The sequence below is a fragment of the Burkholderia sp. Se-20378 genome (assembly GCF_017104665.1).
GTDB classification, from domain to species: Bacteria; Pseudomonadota; Gammaproteobacteria; order Burkholderiales; family Burkholderiaceae; genus Burkholderia; species Burkholderia lata.
In genome coordinates this window covers 1-18,106 of record NZ_JAAGPG010000142.1, presented here as the reverse complement: position 1 = coordinate 18,106, position 18,106 = coordinate 1, and the positions used below count along the sequence as shown (strand labels likewise).

Sequence of the window (18,106 nt, the reverse complement as noted above, 5' to 3'; positions counted from 1 at the left end):
CGCCGAGCCCTCCCGGCTCCGGACGGGGGGGCCTTTGCGCGTCATGCCTACGAGGCGCCCCAGGGGGAGATCGAGACCACGCTAGCTCAGCTGTGGTCCGAGCTGCTCGGTGTCGACCGTGTCGGTCGCCACGATCACTTCTTCGAACTCGGCGGCCACTCCCTGCTCGCGGTCCAATTACAAAATCAAGCCTTGGATTTCGGCATCAAATTCGACATCAACGACCTTTTTCAAAGTCCTTTGCTTCTGGATCTAGCACGGCGAATTGCAGTTTCTTCCTCTCGTTTAACCATTGCCTGTGCACTCCCCATCCGTCGAGCCGGTAAGCAACAGCCACTTTTTTTCGTGCCAACAGGTATGGGTGACCACTCATACGCTTTCGAATTAGCCAGAGATATCAATGCTGATTTTCCTATTTATGCATTGCCGTGGGAGTCCGCACACATACTTCAAGCTGAAACGATTGAGATCTTAGCTAATAGGATGGTCGCCATGATTCAAACGATTCAGCCACGAGGCCCATACCATCTGGCAGGCTATTCATCCGGTGGGTTGTTAGCTTATGCGGTCGCACAACAACTGTTGCGCATTGATGAAGCCGTAGCGTTCATCGGTTTGGTCGATGTCGGGTTACCTTCCGGTGAATTTGCCCCAGTGACCACTGCGAAACAGATGCTTCTAGATGTGATTAAACATGAACAAATCACCTCCATAGAAGGCACCCAGCAAGTAACCGAACTTCGTCACCTGGCTGCTGATACCTCCCTCGAAACGATGATCGAAGCGGCTCATCGGCTGGGCCTTCTATCGATCGATCTCGATATGCGAACCGAGGCAATGGCATGGGAACAACGCGGTCATTTTGCTCGTCTCCGTCAAGCCTACGAAATCCCTTCTCTGTCGGCAGTGGTTCACCAATTCTATTCCACAGGACCTTTGCCGCTAACCAACGACCAAGCCCACCACATCCAGGAGTCCGAAGTTGGTGTTGCTATTTCAGATGATTTAGTTATGACAGAATTCCACCGGTCGATAGCAGGGTGGGAACGAGTGTTACCAGCCTCCGCAATCATTTCTATCCCGATCCCGGGCGATCATGTATCTATGATGACAGACCCTGCTAATCGGGCCATATTGGGCACCCGCATCTCTGAGATATTGCAAGCACAAGTGACCTGCCCCCCGGTTTCCGGGCCAAACTGATCTAAGTGGAGTTAAAGGATTGAACGGTCCAGGTTTTCAGTGCCAAAGGCAATGTTAGTCTTCGGCGTTCGGTTGGTCCGTCAGTTGAGCCTGCAGGCCCAACTGACGGACGTATTCGGCAGGCGGCACTTCACCGAGAGCCCTAGTTGCCGAACCAAATCCGCCACCGGCATGCCCAGCTCAGCTTGCTTGAGCGCGGCCACGATCTGCTCCACCGAGTATTGCTTGCGCTTCATCGCCAACCTCCCGTTCCTATTGGGAAAATTGCCTCCGAAACACTAACACTCATTTCTGTCCAGGATTTCTATAGCAGATCAGACCATCGGACGAACGTTTCGCGAGTCACCCATCACGACGGTCGGACGCCAGACCTGGCAGAGCAGAAACTGAAGTGCCTCTGTTTTGTCGAATGTCAATTGAGGGCGTGTCACGCACAGTTCGAGACCAGATAGCGGTTTTAGGCCGGTTACTTGATCTCGAAACGGAAGCATGCTGGGCACAGTTGCCGCCTGTATCGCGCACTCGAATACGCGATCGGCATGTGCTACGTCCCGGATCTGTTGCAATTCGACCGTCAACCAGTCCATCACCGAACGTTGGGGCAAGCCCAATGCCTCGGCTTCCGAGTTGCGTGCCGCCTGATTTTCGACCGCGACGCGTTGGGCGTCCAGTTCCCGCTGCTGCAGCTGCCGGATGGCGCTCAGCGAGGTGGTAAGCGCCTGAGCAGTACCGTAGTGCAGGTTGTTGACCGCGGAGCTACGCGACGCTATCGAATTGGCTCGACGCGAGCAGTAGGCGGCAGCGATGGTGCGACGCTCCACGGGAGCAGTTCGTCGACGCGGTTGGCCGTATGGTCGGCGATGCGCTCGAGCACGTAGGCGAGGTACGCCTCGGGATCGAGGCCGTTCAGACGTGCCGTGCCGATTAGGGTGTACATCGCGGCGGCACGTTCGCCGCCGGAGTCGGCGCCGGCGAACAGATAGTTCCGCCGTCCGAGAGCAACGCCTCGCAATGCTCGCTCGGCGATCAGGTTGTCGATCTCCGCACACCCATCGCTGCAGTAGTAGACGAGCGCCGGCCAGCGATTCAGCGCGTACCGAATCGCCTTGGTCGTGTCAGATTTTGCTGAGAGCGTGGCAAGCGCCGCTTCGAACCAGTTTTTTGCGACGGCAAGCGCGCACACTTACGCGCGCAGCGGGTGGCGTTCTTGCCGTTCACGTTCATGAAGAGCGCATCTGCGATGCTCGCATAGTTTTTAATGAGGCGTCTGTGGCGTCGTTGCGGTTTTATTAGCATCGCAGCGCAAGATGTCGAACAAGCCATCTCGTGCATCTTGCAAAGGCCCTATCACTTTTGATCTGTTCAAAAACATAGGGTCCGGCTCACCTGGGTCAACCGGAGGGTAAAGTTTTGCGAAATCGCTACCAAGCATGGTAAGCAACCAGATGTTGCCCTTTACCCCATAAAATCGAGCATCCACTATATTGCTGCTCGTGTATCGATCAATTTCCGCAAGAACCGGACGAAGAAAATTGACTTCCTCATGCAGTTTCCACTCTATATATTCTGGCGTTGAGCGCAGCGCCCTCCAAGCCTCACGATTTTCCTTGTAATATATCGGCTCACGACAAAACATTACGTTCGGCACACCAGACTGCGGCATTGGACAATGTTCGGATATTCGATCCTCTTCATCGGATAGTTCTTTAATTTTTTCTGCTGATACGACTGGCGTAGCTTGATCAACAGCATCAAGAGCAAGAGTGAATTTTTTCTTCGCGATTGCGACGTAATCTGAATCGCAAACCGATGGCTCGAACATCATCGGAGCCGTGTGGCCTCTTATTTGCGCTTGAATGACCGCGGAATATAACAATGTAGCCAATAAGATCAACGATTTTTTCATTTTTCCCTTCAAATCATGTCCCAATTTTACCGATTACGCCACTTCTAAGCGCCCCGGTGGGGCGCGGACAACTCTACCGCACTGCCGATGCACTTTCCTCTGGCTCGCGCAATATTCTTCGGCCCGCATTAGCACCTTTATATTTCAGATTGTTGTGCGGCGGGAAGTCGGATGCTATCGGATCGGTTCAACGCGTGCGGTCGACGGCAGCAACGGTGCCACGTTCCACGGCAGCAGCTTGTCGATGCGGTTGGCCTGATGATCCGCGATCCGTTCGAGCACGTAGGCGAGGTACGCCTCGGGATCGAGGCCGTTCAGACGTGCCGTGCCGATTAGGGTGTACATCGCGGCGGCACGTTCGCCGCCGGAGTCGGCGCCGGCGAACAGATAGTTCCGCCGTCCGAGAGCAACGCCTCGCAATGCTCGCTCGGCGGTCAGGTTGTCGATCTCCGCACACCCATCGCTGCAGTAGTAGACGAGCGCCGGCCAGCGATTCAGCGCGTACCGAATCGCCTTGGTCGTGTCAGATTTTAGAGAGAGCGTGGCAAGCGTCGCGTCGAACCAGCGCTTAATGTCATCGAGCAGCGGCACTGCCCGCGCTTGGCGCGCACCGCGTCGTTCGTCGGGCGGCTTGCCCCGGATCTGCTCTTCGATCTTGTACAGCGCGCCGATCCGGCGCAGCGCCTCCTCCGTCACGGCGTTGGGGCGCACCACATGCAGGTCGTGGATTTTCCGGCGCGCGTGAGCCATACACGCGGCTTCCTGGACGCGGCCGTCGACATACAGCTCGGCATAGCCAGCGAACGCATCGGCCTGCATCACACTGGCGAAGTCAGCGAGATGTTGCTGCGGATACTCACCGCGGCGATCAGGCGTGTAGGCGAACCAGGCCGGCGGTTCGTCGGAGCCGCTCGGCCGAGCATCGCACACGTAGACCCAGAGACGCCCGGTCTTTGTGCGGCCGTTGCCCGGCGCCAGCACCGGCAGCGGTGTGTCGTCCGCGTGAACCTTGCCGCCGGCCAGCGCGTAGCGGCGCACGGCGTCGACCAGCGGCGCAAGCAAGCCCACGATGCTGCCCATCCAATACCCCATTGCGCCCGGATCGATCTCGACGCCGTCGCGCGCATACATGACTGCCTGGCGGTGCAGCGGGACGTGGTAGGCGAACTTCGACACGACAATGTGTGCGAGCAGCGCCGGGCCGGGGATGCCGCGGTCGATCGGGCGGCTCGGTGCCGCCGCCTGCACGATGCGATCGCAGCACGCGCAGGCCAGCTCCGGACGACGATGACGAATCACGCGGAAGTGCGCCCGCACGTACTCGAGCTGTTCCGCGATGTCTTCGCCCAGCGGCTTGAGCAGCCCACCGCGATCCGGACACCCCACCTCACTGGGTGCGCACGCTTAGAGACATCATTCGCCCTAGCTACGAACTTCCCGGGAAGGCCATCCTTTCCGTTGTTTTTGCCTCGGATAACCGACACAACCCCGAAGATCCCTGGACCTTCGGCCGCTTCTATACGAATCACACACTGGCTCGCGGCGGGCCGACGGACCTGTGCCCGATCACGATCGATCTGTCCTCCATGGCAACGTAGACGGACAAGATTCGGCAAAATGCGTATGACACCGGTTCGGTGGTCGCAATCCAACAACGCGGCATCGGTTTGCTCGTTTCATCGAGAGCGTACAAACGCGACGCGCTCGCCCTGCCGAAACCGACGTTTACCCACGCTTACTCATCAGAAAAAGGATATTTCTTTCATCATGCCACGCAGATCCCAGACCCTTCCGATCATCGATCCATTCGCGCAGCCGTACGAAAAGTATTCTTATCGCAACGCCACCTACTCGGAAATGCTGGACTCACTTGAGAAGACAGGCAAAGCGATGACCTCGGTCAAGGAAAGCCAGGGGTACGTGACCTCCAACGCGTTGGAAGCGGCGATCTACATGCTCCAGACACAAGCAGACCCGGGCATCGACGATCATGTCGATGCCCAAATACGGTCGAGCCCCGCATTTGGCACGTGGGAAAATGCCATGCAGCGGCGCCAACACTGGCCCGCGCTCGATCAGTATAAGAACGCGTATCCACTGGACGATTATCGTCATGTCGACGAAGAAATCGCTGCCATCGATTGCGTCCTGGCGTCTGGTCACTACTTCTTCCATGGCGGGTCTTGGCCGATCGATACTATGCAATTCACGACAGATCGACCGCTTTCGACATCCTTCAGCCCGCAGCCCGCCTTGCGCAATTTCGACCATCGAGGCAAAGCCTATGCGAGTCAGGTCATTCAACTCTGGGGCATTCGCGTGATAGAACCTCGCTCGCGCATGTATTTCTACGATCTCGATGATCGCGATGCACTAGGACATGAAATGGAAGTCCTATTTGCCTCAGGCGCCCATCTCGAACTGCGCAATCGACAGCCCGTACCGGGGACTTACTCGGTGACCCAGACTTTTGGGCAACCCCCGCAATACCGCCCCATGGAGATCCTCGAAGTCGATCTCGCTTAGCGTGATGGTTGCACCGAAGTAACCTACGTCGTTTGGCGTGGTACGTCGGATCATGACTTGCATCGACGGCTCGGCTGGTACGCCTTGCCCTCATTGCGACCGGGAACAGGTTCAACACGTACCGACGCCATTTGTCGCGAAGATGTCAAGAAAGATCCGATCCAGCCTGTCGACTCAATTTTCCCGTTCCTCCGAGGTTCAGCGAAGTGGCTTCAAATCGCTTCAGGAGGGCCAGAAGGTCAGCTTCGATGCCGATCGGGGCCCCGAGGGGAAGCAGGCCGCCAGCATCAAGCCGCTGTAAGTTTTCCCTACAGCGAATACGCCCGGTCAGGACAACGATCAGGCCGACACCTGATCGCGTCAAGTCTGGAGCCGGGCGTCGAACGGATACCACGCCCGGCTTGTCTCAGCGCTCAAGAAAGGGCTTGAGCTTGTCTGCACGGCTGGGATGCATCAGCTTGCGCATCGCCTTGCTCTCGATCTGCCGGATTCGCTCGCGAGTCACGTCGAACTGCTTGCCAACCTCCTCAAGCGTGTGATCGGAGTTTGTGTCGAGCCCGAATCGCATCCGCAGAACCTTGGCCTCGCGCGGCGACAACCCGCTGAGTGCCTCGTCGATCGCCGCGCGCATGTTCGCGTGAATCGCCGCCTCGGCCGGTGAGCTCGCCGAGACATCCTCGATCATGTCGCCGAGCGTTGCATCGGCGTCGTCGCCTACCGGGGTTTCGAGCGAGACAGGTTGCTTGGCGATCTTGAGGATACTGCGCACTTTCTCCTCGGACATCTCCATGCGCTTTGCCAGCGCTGCGGGATGCGCTTCCTGCCCTGTCTGTTGCAAGATCTCGCGCGATATCCGGTTCAGTTTGTTGATCGTCTCAATCATGTGGACCGGCACGCGAATGGTCCGCGCCTGATCGGCGAGCGCACGCGTGACAGCCTGCCGGACCCACCAGGTCGCGTAGGTCGAGAACTTCCAGCCGCGCCGGTATTCGAACTTGTCCACGGCCTTCATCAGGCCGATATTGCCCTCCTGGATCAAATCCAGGAACTGCATGCCGCGGTTCACGTATTTCTTGGCGATTGAAATGACAAGGCGAAGGTTCGCCTCGATCATCTCGCGCTTGGCCTGCCGCATTTTCAGTTCCGCGGCACTCATCTGGCGGTTGATCTGCTTGAGCTGCTGGAGCGGCAACGAGACCCGGGACTCGATGTCGACGAGTTTCTGCTGCGCCGCCTGAATCGCCGGTTGATGTCGCTCGAGCGCCGCGCCAAACTGCTGCGAGGTCGCCGCCGTGCGGCTCGTCCATTCGAGGTCGGTCTCGTGGCCCGGGAACGACTCGACAAACGCGTCGCGCGGCATGCCGCAACGGTCGACGGCAATCGCCAGAATGCTGCGCTCGATCGCGCGAACCTCAGTCACTTGTCCATGCACGATGTCGCAAAGGCGGTCGATGGTCTTGGCGGTAAAGCGGATCGGCGCGAGTTCACGCTGGATCGCCGTGCGCACTTGCGCGGCGGCTGCGGAACGGGCTTCGCCAGTGACAGGCACATCCGGCAACTGCTCGAACAGTGCACGCACGCGCGCGAAAATCACGAGACTTTCCTTCGCGAGTTCTTCGAGGCGTGCCGCGTTCACCTTCTCCGAATCCCCGGCGTCCGTTTCGACGTCGTCTTCGTCCGAATCATCATCGGCGGCGAGTACTTCCGCCTCCTCTTCCTGGGACTCCGGCGTCATTTCGCTTTCATCGGTGTCGACGCTGACGCCATCGACCAGTTCGTCTATGCGCAATTCGCCGGCAACGATGCGGTCGACATCGGCGAGAATCGTAGACACGATCGACGGACACGCGGCAATCGCCTGAATCATGTCCTGCAGACCGTCTTCGATCCGTTTCGCGACCTCGATTTCACCGGCGCGGGTCAGCAGTTCGCTGGCCCCCATCTCACGCATGTACATCCGAACCGGATCCGTGGTGCGGCCGAATTCGGAATCGACAGTCGATAACGCAGCTTCCGCCTCCTCGTCCGCCTGATCGTCGGATGCCACGGCCGGCGCAGCTTCGGTGAGCAGGAGCGCTTCGGCGTCCGGCGCTTGTTCGTACACCGCCACGCCCATGTCGCTGAACGTGCTGACGATGGTGTCCATCGCCGCCGTCTGGGCGAAGTTGTCGGGCAGGTGATCGTTGATGTCTGCGTGGGTGAGATAGCCGCGTTCGCGACCGAGCGCGATCAACGCGCGCATCTGGCGCTGGCGCTCCTCATTCTGGCGCGCCAACGACGCGATGTCCGTCGGTGTCAGGGTCTGGGCCTTTCCCTTCGATGCACGGCGGCCGGCTTTTGCCGTGGCCGTGATTTCCAGGGATGTGGAATCGTTCCGATCAGAAATTGCCAATACATGCTCCTCAGCAGATGAGCCGACGATCGTCGCGAGCATGACGCCAGAATAGGTTGCCTGCCGGGATGCGAACGGAATCGTGATACGCACAGATAGTCGAGGCCGGGACGCCTCGCCCGAAATCCGCATGCGCAGCTTGTGGGGGGCAAGAATGATACCGGAATATATTGTGCAGCACAACATCGGAGGACCTTGGATTTCCATCCCCCAGATCGACGGTAGCGACCATCGGTGGTTCGAGGAACGGGCGCCGGCCCGTACGCTGCCGGTTTATGTGGGGGACGCGACGAGCCGATCGATGATGCCGCCCTTCATGCGGACCGAATCGACCGTCAGCTACTTCGAGGCATCAAGGTGCCGTTGTTGAGCACAAGCGCTTGAGTCATGTGCTGCAGGTCGTGCAAGCCCTTCAGGCGCAGCGCGATGACGGTCGAATACGTGAAGCTCCGTCTCGAACGCATCGAGGTGACTCGACGCGAACCAATCGAAACGAGGCCGAGCCGGGCAAGAAGGAGCAACGCGAGATCACGCAGGCCGATGTCGAGCATGTGATCGTGGATCTGGCGCGACGTCGGCAAACCGCAAAGCCGGCAGACAAACCTGGCCGTCGGTCTGCAAAAGCGGGGGAACCAACCGTGAGCACCCTGCCCGTTCAAGCACCGACCTTCGACACTGCCTAACGGTCAAAACGCGGAAACAGAAGTAGCAAAATCAACCTTAAACCCGGACATTTTGAAATAGCTGGAAGGTGGATATCTGAATCCGGCATGACATTTACCATATGTAAACGTTTCGGATTGCAGCAATGTCAATCCATCGGCACCAAATGTTCAGAATTCGAATGAAGAATTTAATTAATTTTAAAAATCTTCTAATTATTTGCGAAAACTTAAAGACGAGAAATTTTATAAGCTTTGCGAAATCAGGAAATTTCGTAGATGTATTGGCGTCGCGCGAGCAATTGGGGTCGGCAAGCAGAATTCGCTGGACAATAGCCGTCCCTGGATGCGTTCACGGACAGGGAGCTATCACAAGCCGCTCTCGACGGCATGCCGCCCCCAAACCTCCCCGCAATCGCAGCAAACAAAGACCTCCCGGCTCTCGAAATGACACGGAAGGCACGATTGAGAATGTGAAATTGCGCGGACTTTTATACAGCTGGATGCAACGCCTGTGGCGCCGTGAAGCGCTGCAAATGCTACCGGCATTCACCTGTATGGATATTTACCCAGAAAATATGCGTCTTTGATTTTCACCCCTGTCAAGCTTTACAGGGTGTATCCACGGTATTCGACGCCTATATTGCTTTGGCAGGTGCGCGACCGACGCGCTCGACTGCATCCTTCAAATCCATAAAAAATGGAGATCGCCATGGCAAACGTACCTCTCACCGGCACCTATACCTCGTCGGACAAGAATTTCACATTCAAAATCACGTCCGCCGATCCATCCAATGGCGTGATCGCTGGCGTCTATACCACCAACTATAGCCCGATCGGTGCGTTCACTTCCGAAGGCAACGTCGGACACTATGGCTGGGTGTACAGCAAGGCCCAAGGCAAGGACGGCGTAGCGCCCTTCAACATCAGCTTCGGCGGCAGCCAGCGCCCCGACCAACGTCCCTACAACATTGTCGATAGCTGGAACGGCGCCTATTTGACCAACAACACCATCGTTGCCGAAGGTACGCGTTCCTTCGTCAATAGCGATGGCGTGGTCGAAGTCGGCAGCCTGGGCACGTTGAAATTCACGCTGGGCTAAGCGGATTTGTCATGACGTTGGCGGCGGCAAATCATCGCTGCCGCATCGATCGACCACGACATTGACAGGCGGTTGAAATACCTCCCGCAGACGTCATCCGGGCGGGAGGGGTAAACGTTGAAACAAGGCCGTTCGGTCGCCGGCGTCACTGACTGTCCCGCTGCGCGATGACCCATCGCTCGCAGTCACCGGCCGAACCGCGTGGGCAATCCAGAATCGTTCGCGCGTCGTCGGTGAGCACGTAGGTATCCGATGGCGGCGGCCGGCGGGCCACCGGTAGCTGCAATGCGACCCACGTTCCCGACCGGCGCGTCCATAGAAAAAGCTGGCTCGGAAGTTCGACATCGCCGACCAGGATCCGGTTTCCGTCGGGTGACACCGACACGACCCTCGGGGCAATCCAGTAATCAGAAGGCAGCGGCAGAACGACCGATTCGCCGGCCGTCACGCGCCACTGTCCGCCCTCGTCGACGACGGGCGGGCATTGAGACGGATCGTGCGTCGGTTCGCTTGCCGGCGCCGCCGGATCATCGACGCATTGCGATCCGCGTTTCTCGCCGCGATCGAACTCGACGTCGTTCAAGCGGGCTAGCCGGATGTGTTCGACCGGGCGATCGCAAGGTTGTACGCCGCTGATCCAGCCATAACCGAGCCAGCCGACGTGTTCGACGAAACAGGTCGTGCCGCCGTCGAACCGGCCGCCGGGGCGACGCACGCGCTCGATGCCCCGGTTTGCGGCGTCCGGAAACAGGAGACCGGTCGCGGTATAGCGGTGTCGCGGAATGCCCTTCCCTCCGCCGCTTTCCGCCTGCCAGTCGAACTCGCGCGCCAGCACGCTGCGCGTCTGGCTCGAGCGCTCCTTCATGCGATTGACGGTTGACGTGTCGAAGCAAAGCAGCGTCAGCGCGAACAGCGTGCCGCACAGGAGCAGGACGAACCACGCGCCCAGCACGCGGTCGCGATGGTCGACGCTTGGGAAGTACTCGAGATTGTGGCGGGCGGGTCGCATGATCCACACCCACACGAGCGATGCGTACAACAGCATCGCGAGCAGACGCGCGACGAACAGCGCGAAATTGCCGGTCTGCAGCTCGATCGTGCCGACATTGTCGATACGGCCGGTGATCCATAGCGCGACGGTCATCAGCAACGCGTCGGCGGCAAACAGCACGGCTGCCCGTTTCCAGAGGGAAAAACGCAAGGGGACGATCAGTCGCATGCCGGTGCGTGGGGAGGTGCCGTCGATCCGCGACGGCGGACATTCCGCGCCATTCTATACAGGTTGCGGTGGGCTGCCACGTGCGTCGGTGACGACCTGACGGCACATGCTGCCTGCCTCGCGGCGACCGCGGCCATCGCACGACATGGCCGATTTTCGGTGGATCCTCGCGCAGCGTTAGAATAGCGCCCCCTCTCACAGGAGACGAAAATGTCCTGGTTCGTTTACGAAGTGCCCGAATACCACGAAGACGCTCCGCGCATCGAGCCCTTCAGCGACCTGCGCAGCCGTGTGCTGAAACTCAGCGGCGTAGCCATGGCCGACGAGCTGGAAAGCGTTCGCGAGAACGCCGCGGCGACGGCGGACAGCCCCGAGCGCCCGCTGCGTACGCCGGAAAATCCGCATGTCTTTCCGATTCCTTACGCCGACTCGATGATCCTGGTCGGGTTCATCTTCGATCTGAAGCGCGAATTCCGGCAACTGGTCGTGTCACCCGTGGAAATGCCCTGGCTGAAAGACGCATAAAAGCTGTCCCTCCTGGTGGGTCCACCGCTACTCACCTCGTAGCGCGTAGCCGCTTGCCCTTGTTTTTCGACTTGCTTGTCCAGCACTGCGATGGCTTCACGCACGCTAGCGACGATTGCCTGAATGTCTGCGGCTGCCACCTTCGCGCGCGTGTCGCGCATGCAGATCGGCCGGCTCGACGTCGTGCGCTGACGGTCGCGCAGCGCGGGCCGTAACGGCGTCCGGTGCGGCCGTCGAATTTTCCGCGATATCCCCCGTTCGGCGCATCTGCGTGTGTCCCGTTCGAACATCACGCCAACCTCATCGTTGCCGCGGTGAAGGATAGTTAAGCATCATATTATGATATTTAAGGATGGCTGAACGAAAGGCCTGGGTGCCGAGGGAGCCATTCGTAGCTGGCCGCTTGCCGGAACCTGTCTCAGAGCGTATGGTTGATTTCTCTATCGCCCTTTTTCGGGAGATATCAAAATGGCTGCCATGCAATCCGCGGCCACGCCCCTCTCCGACGAGGAAGCCCGGCGCCAGTTACGCCGCGCCGTCATCGCCAGCACGATTGGCACCACGATCGAATGGTATGACTTCTTCCTCTACAGCACGGTCACCGGCCTGGTCTTCGCAAAGCTGTATTTCCCGCAATCCCACCCACTCGTCGGTACGCTACAGGCGTTCCTGATCTACGCCGTCGGCTTTGTCGCGCGGCCGGTCGGCGCAGCGATCTTCGGCCATTACGGTGACCGCATCGGACGCAAGGCCACACTGATCGTGACCCTTTTGCTGATGGGGCTCGCCACGTTCGCGGTGGCCTTCGTTCCGACCTACGCCGCGATCGGCATCTGGGGCGCCGTCATCCTCACGGTCCTGCGCTTCATCCAGGGCGTCGGCGTGGGCGGTGAATGGGGCGGCTCGGTCCTGATGTCGATGGAGTGGGCGCGCACCAATGCGCATCGCGGCTTCGTCGCGTCGTGGCCGCAGTTCGGCGTGCCAGCGGGACTGTTCCTCGCCAACCTGGCCGTGCTGGCCATGAGCTGGTTTTCCGGCAGCGCTTTCCTGACGTGGGGCTGGCGCGTACCGTTCTTCCTCAGCATCGTGCTGGTCGCGATCGGGCTCTATATCCGCCTGAATATTCTCGAGACGCCGATCTTCGCGAAGCTGCTGGCCGAGCGTCGCATCGAGAAGACACCGATGCTCGAAGTGCTGCGCAAGCAGCCGAGGGATATCGTGCTGTCGGCGTTCGCGCGGATGGCCGAACAGGCGCCGTTCTATATCTATACGGCGTTCGTGTTCACTTACGGGATCACCGCGCTGGGCGTCACGCGCGAACTGCTGCTGGCGGCGGTGCTGGTCGCATCCGTGGTCGAGTTCTTCACCATTCCGCTGTTCGGTCACGTGTCGGACCTGATCGGGCGGCGGCGGATGTACATGATCGGCGCGGCTGCCGTCGGCGTGTTCGGATTCGTCTACTTCGCGATGGTCGATAGCCGGAATCCGGTATGGATCTTCGCGGCGATCGTGTTGTCGCTGGTCCCGCATTCAATGATGTATGGGCCGCAGGCGGCATTGATCGCCGAGTCGTTCACCGGGCGGTTGCGGTATAGCGGCGCGTCGATGGGTTATCAGCTCGCGTCGGTCATTGCCGGAGGCCCGGCACCGCTGATCGCAACGGCGCTGTTTGCCTACTACCACTCGGGGTATGCGATCGCGGCGTACGTGCTGGTGTGTGCGGTGCTGAGCGTAGTCGCCGCATCGAAGCTCGGGGACTATACGAACAAGGATATTTCGCGGGAATACGATGACACCCGGGGGTTCGGGGATCACGGGCACGCGCCGCCGGTGACTTGACGAATCGGCCAGCTCAGGCTGGCGATGGCGACCGCAGCCGCGATCTCATAGTGTCAAGGGCGTGAGACGGACGTTGCTTGCGGGCGCATCGAGGCTTCTTGGGCGGCCGTCATGCGTGGCGGGCTACGGCCCGCGCCGGCATGTCAGCGAATTGGCGTTCAATACGATCCGGCCGGGTGCATTTCTGGCGCCGCGGTCAATGCGGGCGCGTCGGCCCGTGGCAACGCTGCGTCGTCGGCGGCCGACACGCTCGGCCGCACCGCGAGACGGCGCCGGGGGCCGCAGAACACCGGGCCGTACCGTCCGGAGCAGGACTGACGACGTGGCGCGATACACGTGCCGCAACGTTCGTGCTCCTGCGCTCGCCGTCCGGCGGGCGCGTTTCACCTGGATCAAAATCGGGAGAGCCGCCGGACGACGAGATCGGCGCTGTCGCGCAACGGCTCGTTCCGCGTAACCGGGTTACCGCTCGCTGACCTTCACGCGCGGCATCCATTCGGCCTCGGCGCCCTGCGTGCCTTTCAGATGGGCGGGAATCGCGTCCTGTGCGTGAGCGCCGAGGCGACGTGCCGCCTCGGTGTCGAGATGCCGGCCGTCGAACGTCGATTGGCGACGGGTAATCATGTTGATGCGAAGACGTTTTGCCGCCATGGTCGGTATTCCTTGAGAAAACGGTACCCCGCCGACTGGCGAAGTGCCATAGATTTACGCGAGAAAAATGTCGCTGCGATGACGCTGCGCGCGACGCGAATCCCCCGCCATCGAATCGCTGCGTCACATGTACCGCAACGGTCAGCGCCCTGCCGGCCCGCCAGCTCCAACGCCTCAAGGTAGCGATGAACGGACTGGCACTGCAACCAGCAACTCACGATGGACAAGAAGCAACGCTTCGAGTTCAGTGCACGCAGCGTTCGTCCAGGTTCACGACTTACCGCTCTCTGCTTCTACGCCCTTGTTACTGCTCCAGTCGGATTCCCGTCTCACTCCGGTGGCGTTCATTCAAGGATTTCATCCCGCAATCCCCGTCAAGCATCCGCCCACATCCTCAACAGGTTGTGATACGCGCCCGTGAGCTGCAACAACGACTCCCCGTCCGCGTTCTGCTGCGTCAACCGCTGGATCGCGACATCCATGTCCAGCAGCAGACTCCGCTGCGCATCCTCGCGCACCAGGCTCTCCACCCAGAAAAACGAAGCCAGCCGCTCGCCGCGCGTCACGGGCTCAACCTTGTGCACGCTCGATCCCGGATACAGGATCATGCTGCCGGCGGCGAGCTTCGCGCGATGCTCGCCATACGTGTCGCGCACGACGAGTTCACCGCCATCGTAACTCGCCGGATCGTTCAGGAACAGCGTCGCCGACAGATCGGTCCGGACGCGCTCGCGTGACGCACGGATGCCGCGCACCGCGTTGTCGACGTGATAGCCGAACGACTCGCCGCCCGCATAACGGTTGAACAGCGGCGGATAGATGCGCTTGGGCAGCGCCGCCGACATGAACACCGCGTTCTGCGCGAGACGGCGAATGATCTCGTCGCCGATCTCGCGCGCGAGCGGATCGTCGCCGTCGAGCTGCCGGTTCTCCTTCACGCGCCGCGATTGCGCGCCGGCCGTCGCGCGGCCGTCGATCCACTGCGCTGCCCGCAGCCGCTCGACGAGCTGGGCCGCCTCTGCCGGGCTGAACACGCCCGGAATCTCGATCATCATCGTGTGCTCTCCTTCGAAGCGGATGCGATGGCGCTCGCGCGCGTCAGAACCGGACGTCGGCGGTCGCCATGACGGTGCGCCCGGCTCCCGGCACGCCGTACAACTGGAAGCCGTCGAGCGACGCGCCGATCGCCGAGTAATAGAACGTGTTGAACAGGTTCTGCACGTTCAGGCCGAGCGTCAGATGCTTGTCGACTTCGTAGCGCGCGGCGATCGAGTGCAGCCAGAAGGACGGCGCCTTTTCGCCGTCCACGACGTACACGGGATGCTTGCCGCTCGCGCCGTTCACGGTGCTGCTGTTGTTGCTCTGGCCGCCGACGTAGCGATTGTCGGTATAGCGCCGCGTGCCGACGTACTGCGCGCCGTAGCTGACCGACAGCTTCGGCGTGACGGCATACGTCGTCCACAGGTTGAACGTCGCGTTGGGCACGTTGGCGGGTCGCAGCCCGGCATTCGCGCCCTTCGTGATGCGTCCGCGCATCGCGGCAAATCCTGCGAATGCGGACCATCGGTCGGTCAGGTTGCCCGACACGCCAAGCTCGAGGCCGTCGACCCGGCGCGGCGGCAGCGCACGCACGACGGTCGTCGTGCCGTCGCCGTAGTCCCACGAATCGGACAGCTCGGTGCGAAACAGCGCGCCCGTCACCGACAGCCGGTGATCGAACAGGTCCCATTTCGAGCCGAGTTCCCAGGTTTGCGCCACGGCCGCCTGCAGATCCTGGCTCGACGTGTTGCCGTAGATCACGTTGTTGGTCGTCGCACCGACTGCCGACGGCTGTGCGGCGCGGCTGTAGGTCGCATAGACGCTGCCGAACGGCACCGGCTTGTACGTGATGCCGATGCGTCCGCTCAGCGCACCGTCGTTGCTGCGTGCGACGGTGTGCGCGTTCGCCGCGCCGTTGACCTGCTTCAGCGAGAAGCGGTCATAGCGCACCGCGCCTTCGACGATCCACTTCGGCGTGACGGTCACGGTGTCGCGCAGGTACACGCCCGCATCGGTCAGCGACGCATAATCGCCCGCGCCGCCTTCGAGCGTCGGCACGCCGACCATGTTCGTGCCGTAAGCGTTCGTCAGGTTCATCACCGGATTCACCGACGGCGCGAGAATCGTGCGCGCGAGATCGCCGTAGCGCTCGTGATACACCTCCGCACCCGCAACGACGTCGTGATGCAGGCCGCCGGTGTCGAACGACAGGTTCAGGTTGGTTTCGTTCGCAACGATGTCGTAACGCTTCGACGTGCCGTAGTTGCTGCCGCGCAGCACCGCCAGCGGCGATGCGTTCGCGATCGGCGCATAGCCGCTGTACGACGCAAGCCCCGCGCTGCTCGTGACGAGTGGCCCCGTGCCCGTGTAGCCGTACGACGTGCCGCCGGTCGAGTTGAAGCGCGCGGGCGACAGCACGGTGATGCGGTCGGTCTGCTCGAAGCGGCTGATGTTGGATATCCGCAGGTTGTCGTTGAAGTCGTGCTCGACCTTGACCGTCGCGCGATCCGTCACCTCGCGATCGGTGAACAGGTTCGGGTCGCCGTACCAGCCGTTGCGCGGCACGCCCGGCATGCGCGCGCCGCCGGTGCCGCGTTCGATCGGCACGCCCGTGTCGGGCGTGTTCACGTCGTTCTGGTGCAGATAGTCGATCGTCACGCGCGTCGGCGTGCCGAGGCCGAGCGCGAGCGAACCGGCCACGCCCCAGCGGTCGTAGTCGGTCACCGCGCGGCCGTCGACCGCGTTGTAGTGGCGCATCAGGTTCAGCCGGAACGCCGACGTGGGCGTCAACTGCTTGTTGAGGTCGGCCGTCACGCGCCGGTAGCTGGCGGTGCCGAGCGTCGTCGACAGGTGATAGGCGTCGCCGGCATGGGCCTCCTTGCTGACGAGGTTCACGCTGCCGCCCGGCGCGGCGACGCCGGACTCGATCGTGCCGGTGCCCTTGAACACCTCGACGCGCTCGACGTTGAACGTATCCGTGCGCCCGGCGAGGCCTGCGTCGCGAATGCCGTCGACGGTAATGCTCTGCTCCCCGGAAAACCCGCGGATCGTGAACATGTCGCCCCAGCCAAGGTTGCCCTCGCCCGACGTGAACGTGATGCCGGGCACGTTCTTCAGGATGTCCTGCAGGCTCTGCGCCTGCTGCTCGTCGAGCACCTTCTTCGGGATGACGGCGACGCTCTGCGCGACGTCCAGCAGCGGCGCGGTGAACTGGTCCGATTGCAGGAATTCGGTGCGGTACGGCGACGAATGCGCGTTGATGTCGATCGCAGGCAGCGTTGCGCCCGGCGACGACGAAGCATCCGGCGCGGCGGCCGACACGCCCGACTGCGCATGCGCGGACGACAGCATGGCCAGCCCGAGCGTGGCGCCCAACAGGTTCGACAGCACGGCCGACGGCGATCGGCCGGCTCGTTGATGAGACGACGACATGAAACCTTCCGGTGATGAGAGTAATGAAGAGGACGGTTAGCGCGATGGGGCGGCAACCGGGTCGTGGACGGCGAGCCCGTCGATCAGCACCTGGAGCTGGCCGCGCGAGCAGCGCTCGATGCGCGCGGCGACGCCGAACACGTCGGCGAGGCTGGCCGGCGTCACGACGTCTTCCGGCGGACCGAAGCGCACGATGCGGCCGCGGTGCAGCAGCATCGCGCGGTCGCAACCGCGCAGCGCGGCACTGATGTCGTGCAGCACGACGACCGTCACGAGCTGCCGTTCGCGCGTGATGTCGCGCAGTGCGGCCATCACCTGGTGCTGGTGATTCAGATCGAGTGCCGACAACGGCTCGTCGAGCAGCAGCACCTGCGGATCGCGGGCGAGTGCCTGCGCGAGGCCAACGAGCTGACGCTGGCCGCCGGAGAGTTCGTCGAGCGTGCGCAGCGCGAGCCCGTCGATGCCGAGCCGGGCGAGCAACGCGAGTGCGACCGTGTCGTCGCCCTCCTCGCTCCCGCCGCGACCGGCCGGCATGAAGCCCTGCCGTGTCGCGCGGCGCGCGACAACGACCGATTCCAGCACCTGCAGGCGCACGCCGGCCGGCAACGTG

At 61.3% G+C, this 18,106-nt stretch carries 14 protein-coding genes and 6 pseudogenes; 9 read left to right on the top strand and 11 right to left on the bottom strand.

All coding sequences use genetic code 11. The features are described 5' to 3' along the window. The coding region (locus G3N93_RS17120; RefSeq protein WP_241026575.1) for a thioesterase domain-containing protein at positions 1-1,203 on the top strand (1,203 nt) is incomplete at its 5' end. A 134-nt stretch (positions 1,204-1,337) separates the two neighbouring features. On the opposite strand, the pseudogene G3N93_RS17115 reads toward G3N93_RS17120, so the two are convergent. The 5 genes and pseudogenes from G3N93_RS17115 to G3N93_RS17095 all read right to left on the bottom strand — a co-directional run. After that, positions 1,338-1,439, bottom strand: a pseudogene (locus G3N93_RS17115) (transposase); the annotation flags it as partial. 78 nt (positions 1,440-1,517) lie between these two features. Next, the gene (locus tag G3N93_RS17110) at positions 1,518-2,024 is read right to left on the bottom strand and encodes a hypothetical protein (RefSeq protein WP_206133548.1); all 507 of its coding nucleotides are present in this window, start codon (positions 2,022-2,024) and stop codon (positions 1,518-1,520) included. Then, a pseudogene (locus G3N93_RS17105) lies at positions 1,970-2,365 on the bottom strand (transposase); the annotation flags it as partial. The pseudogene G3N93_RS17105 and the gene G3N93_RS17110, both read right to left, overlap by 55 nt. Positions 2,366-2,458: 93 nt before the next feature. After that, positions 2,459-3,109, bottom strand: coding sequence for a hypothetical protein (locus G3N93_RS17100; protein WP_206133547.1), 651 nt, complete (start codon positions 3,107-3,109; stop codon positions 2,459-2,461). Positions 3,110-3,283: 174 nt separating this feature from the next. Beyond that, a pseudogene (locus G3N93_RS17095) lies at positions 3,284-4,504 on the bottom strand (IS66 family transposase); the annotation flags it as partial. A gap of 372 nt (positions 4,505-4,876) precedes the next feature. On the opposite strand from G3N93_RS17095, the gene G3N93_RS17090 reads away from it, so the two are divergent. Continuing rightward, positions 4,877-5,635 (top strand): hypothetical protein, encoded by a 759-nt coding sequence (locus G3N93_RS17090; RefSeq protein ID WP_206133546.1) that lies wholly within the window; start codon positions 4,877-4,879, stop codon positions 5,633-5,635. A 178-nt stretch (positions 5,636-5,813) separates the two neighbouring features. After that, positions 5,814-5,936 (top strand): annotated as a pseudogene (locus G3N93_RS17085) (cold-shock protein); the annotation flags it as partial. 105 nt (positions 5,937-6,041) lie between these two features. On the opposite strand, the gene rpoD reads toward G3N93_RS17085, so the two are convergent. Next, positions 6,042-8,069, bottom strand: a complete 2,028-nt coding sequence (gene rpoD / locus G3N93_RS17080) for an RNA polymerase sigma factor RpoD (RefSeq protein ID WP_241026574.1) — start codon at positions 8,067-8,069, stop codon at positions 6,042-6,044. A 169-nt stretch (positions 8,070-8,238) separates the two neighbouring features. Here rpoD and G3N93_RS41580 point away from each other — a divergent pair. The 4 genes and pseudogenes from G3N93_RS41580 to G3N93_RS17065 all read left to right on the top strand — a co-directional run. Then, positions 8,239-8,379, top strand: a pseudogene (locus tag G3N93_RS41580) (ISNCY family transposase); the annotation flags it as partial. Further along, positions 8,369-8,710 (top strand): annotated as a pseudogene (locus tag G3N93_RS41575) (ISNCY family transposase); the annotation flags it as partial. The pseudogenes G3N93_RS41580 and G3N93_RS41575, both read left to right, overlap by 11 nt. Before the next feature lie 161 nt (positions 8,711-8,871). After that, positions 8,872-9,279, top strand: coding sequence for a hypothetical protein (locus G3N93_RS17070; protein WP_206133544.1), 408 nt, complete (start codon positions 8,872-8,874; stop codon positions 9,277-9,279). A gap of 122 nt (positions 9,280-9,401) precedes the next feature. After that, a complete protein-coding gene (locus tag G3N93_RS17065; protein ID WP_174932953.1) occupies positions 9,402-9,791 on the top strand; it encodes a hypothetical protein in 390 nt (129 codons plus the stop codon). 145 nt (positions 9,792-9,936) lie between these two features. Here G3N93_RS17065 and G3N93_RS17060 read toward each other — a convergent pair whose 3' ends face one another. After that, positions 9,937-10,830, bottom strand: a complete 894-nt coding sequence (locus G3N93_RS17060) for a hypothetical protein (RefSeq protein WP_206133543.1) — start codon at positions 10,828-10,830, stop codon at positions 9,937-9,939. A 390-nt stretch (positions 10,831-11,220) separates the two neighbouring features. On the opposite strand from G3N93_RS17060, the gene G3N93_RS17055 reads away from it, so the two are divergent. Continuing rightward, entirely contained in the window at positions 11,221-11,535 is a 315-nt protein-coding gene (locus G3N93_RS17055) for a helicase (RefSeq protein WP_174932958.1), read from the top strand. Positions 11,536-12,003: 468 nt separating this feature from the next. Continuing rightward, positions 12,004-13,374 (top strand): MFS transporter, encoded by a 1,371-nt coding sequence (locus G3N93_RS17050; RefSeq protein WP_174932960.1) that lies wholly within the window; start codon positions 12,004-12,006, stop codon positions 13,372-13,374. A gap of 462 nt (positions 13,375-13,836) precedes the next feature. Here the strand turns inward: G3N93_RS17050 and G3N93_RS17045 are convergent, their stop codons facing one another. The 4 genes from G3N93_RS17045 to G3N93_RS17030 all read right to left on the bottom strand — a co-directional run. Then, a complete protein-coding gene (locus tag G3N93_RS17045; protein WP_174932961.1) occupies positions 13,837-14,025 on the bottom strand; it encodes a hypothetical protein in 189 nt (62 codons plus the stop codon). A gap of 374 nt (positions 14,026-14,399) precedes the next feature. Then, positions 14,400-15,080 (bottom strand): Fe2+-dependent dioxygenase, encoded by a 681-nt coding sequence (locus G3N93_RS17040; protein WP_174932962.1) that lies wholly within the window; start codon positions 15,078-15,080, stop codon positions 14,400-14,402. A gap of 43 nt (positions 15,081-15,123) precedes the next feature. Continuing rightward, positions 15,124-17,496 carry a TonB-dependent siderophore receptor gene (locus G3N93_RS17035; RefSeq protein ID WP_206133542.1) on the bottom strand — a complete coding sequence of 791 codons (2,373 nt, stop codon included), beginning with the start codon at positions 17,494-17,496 and terminating at the stop codon, positions 15,124-15,126. Positions 17,497-17,532: 36 nt separating this feature from the next. Continuing rightward, positions 17,533-18,106: ABC transporter ATP-binding protein (locus G3N93_RS17030; protein WP_206133541.1), on the bottom strand; the 574-nt coding region annotated here is incomplete at its 5' end.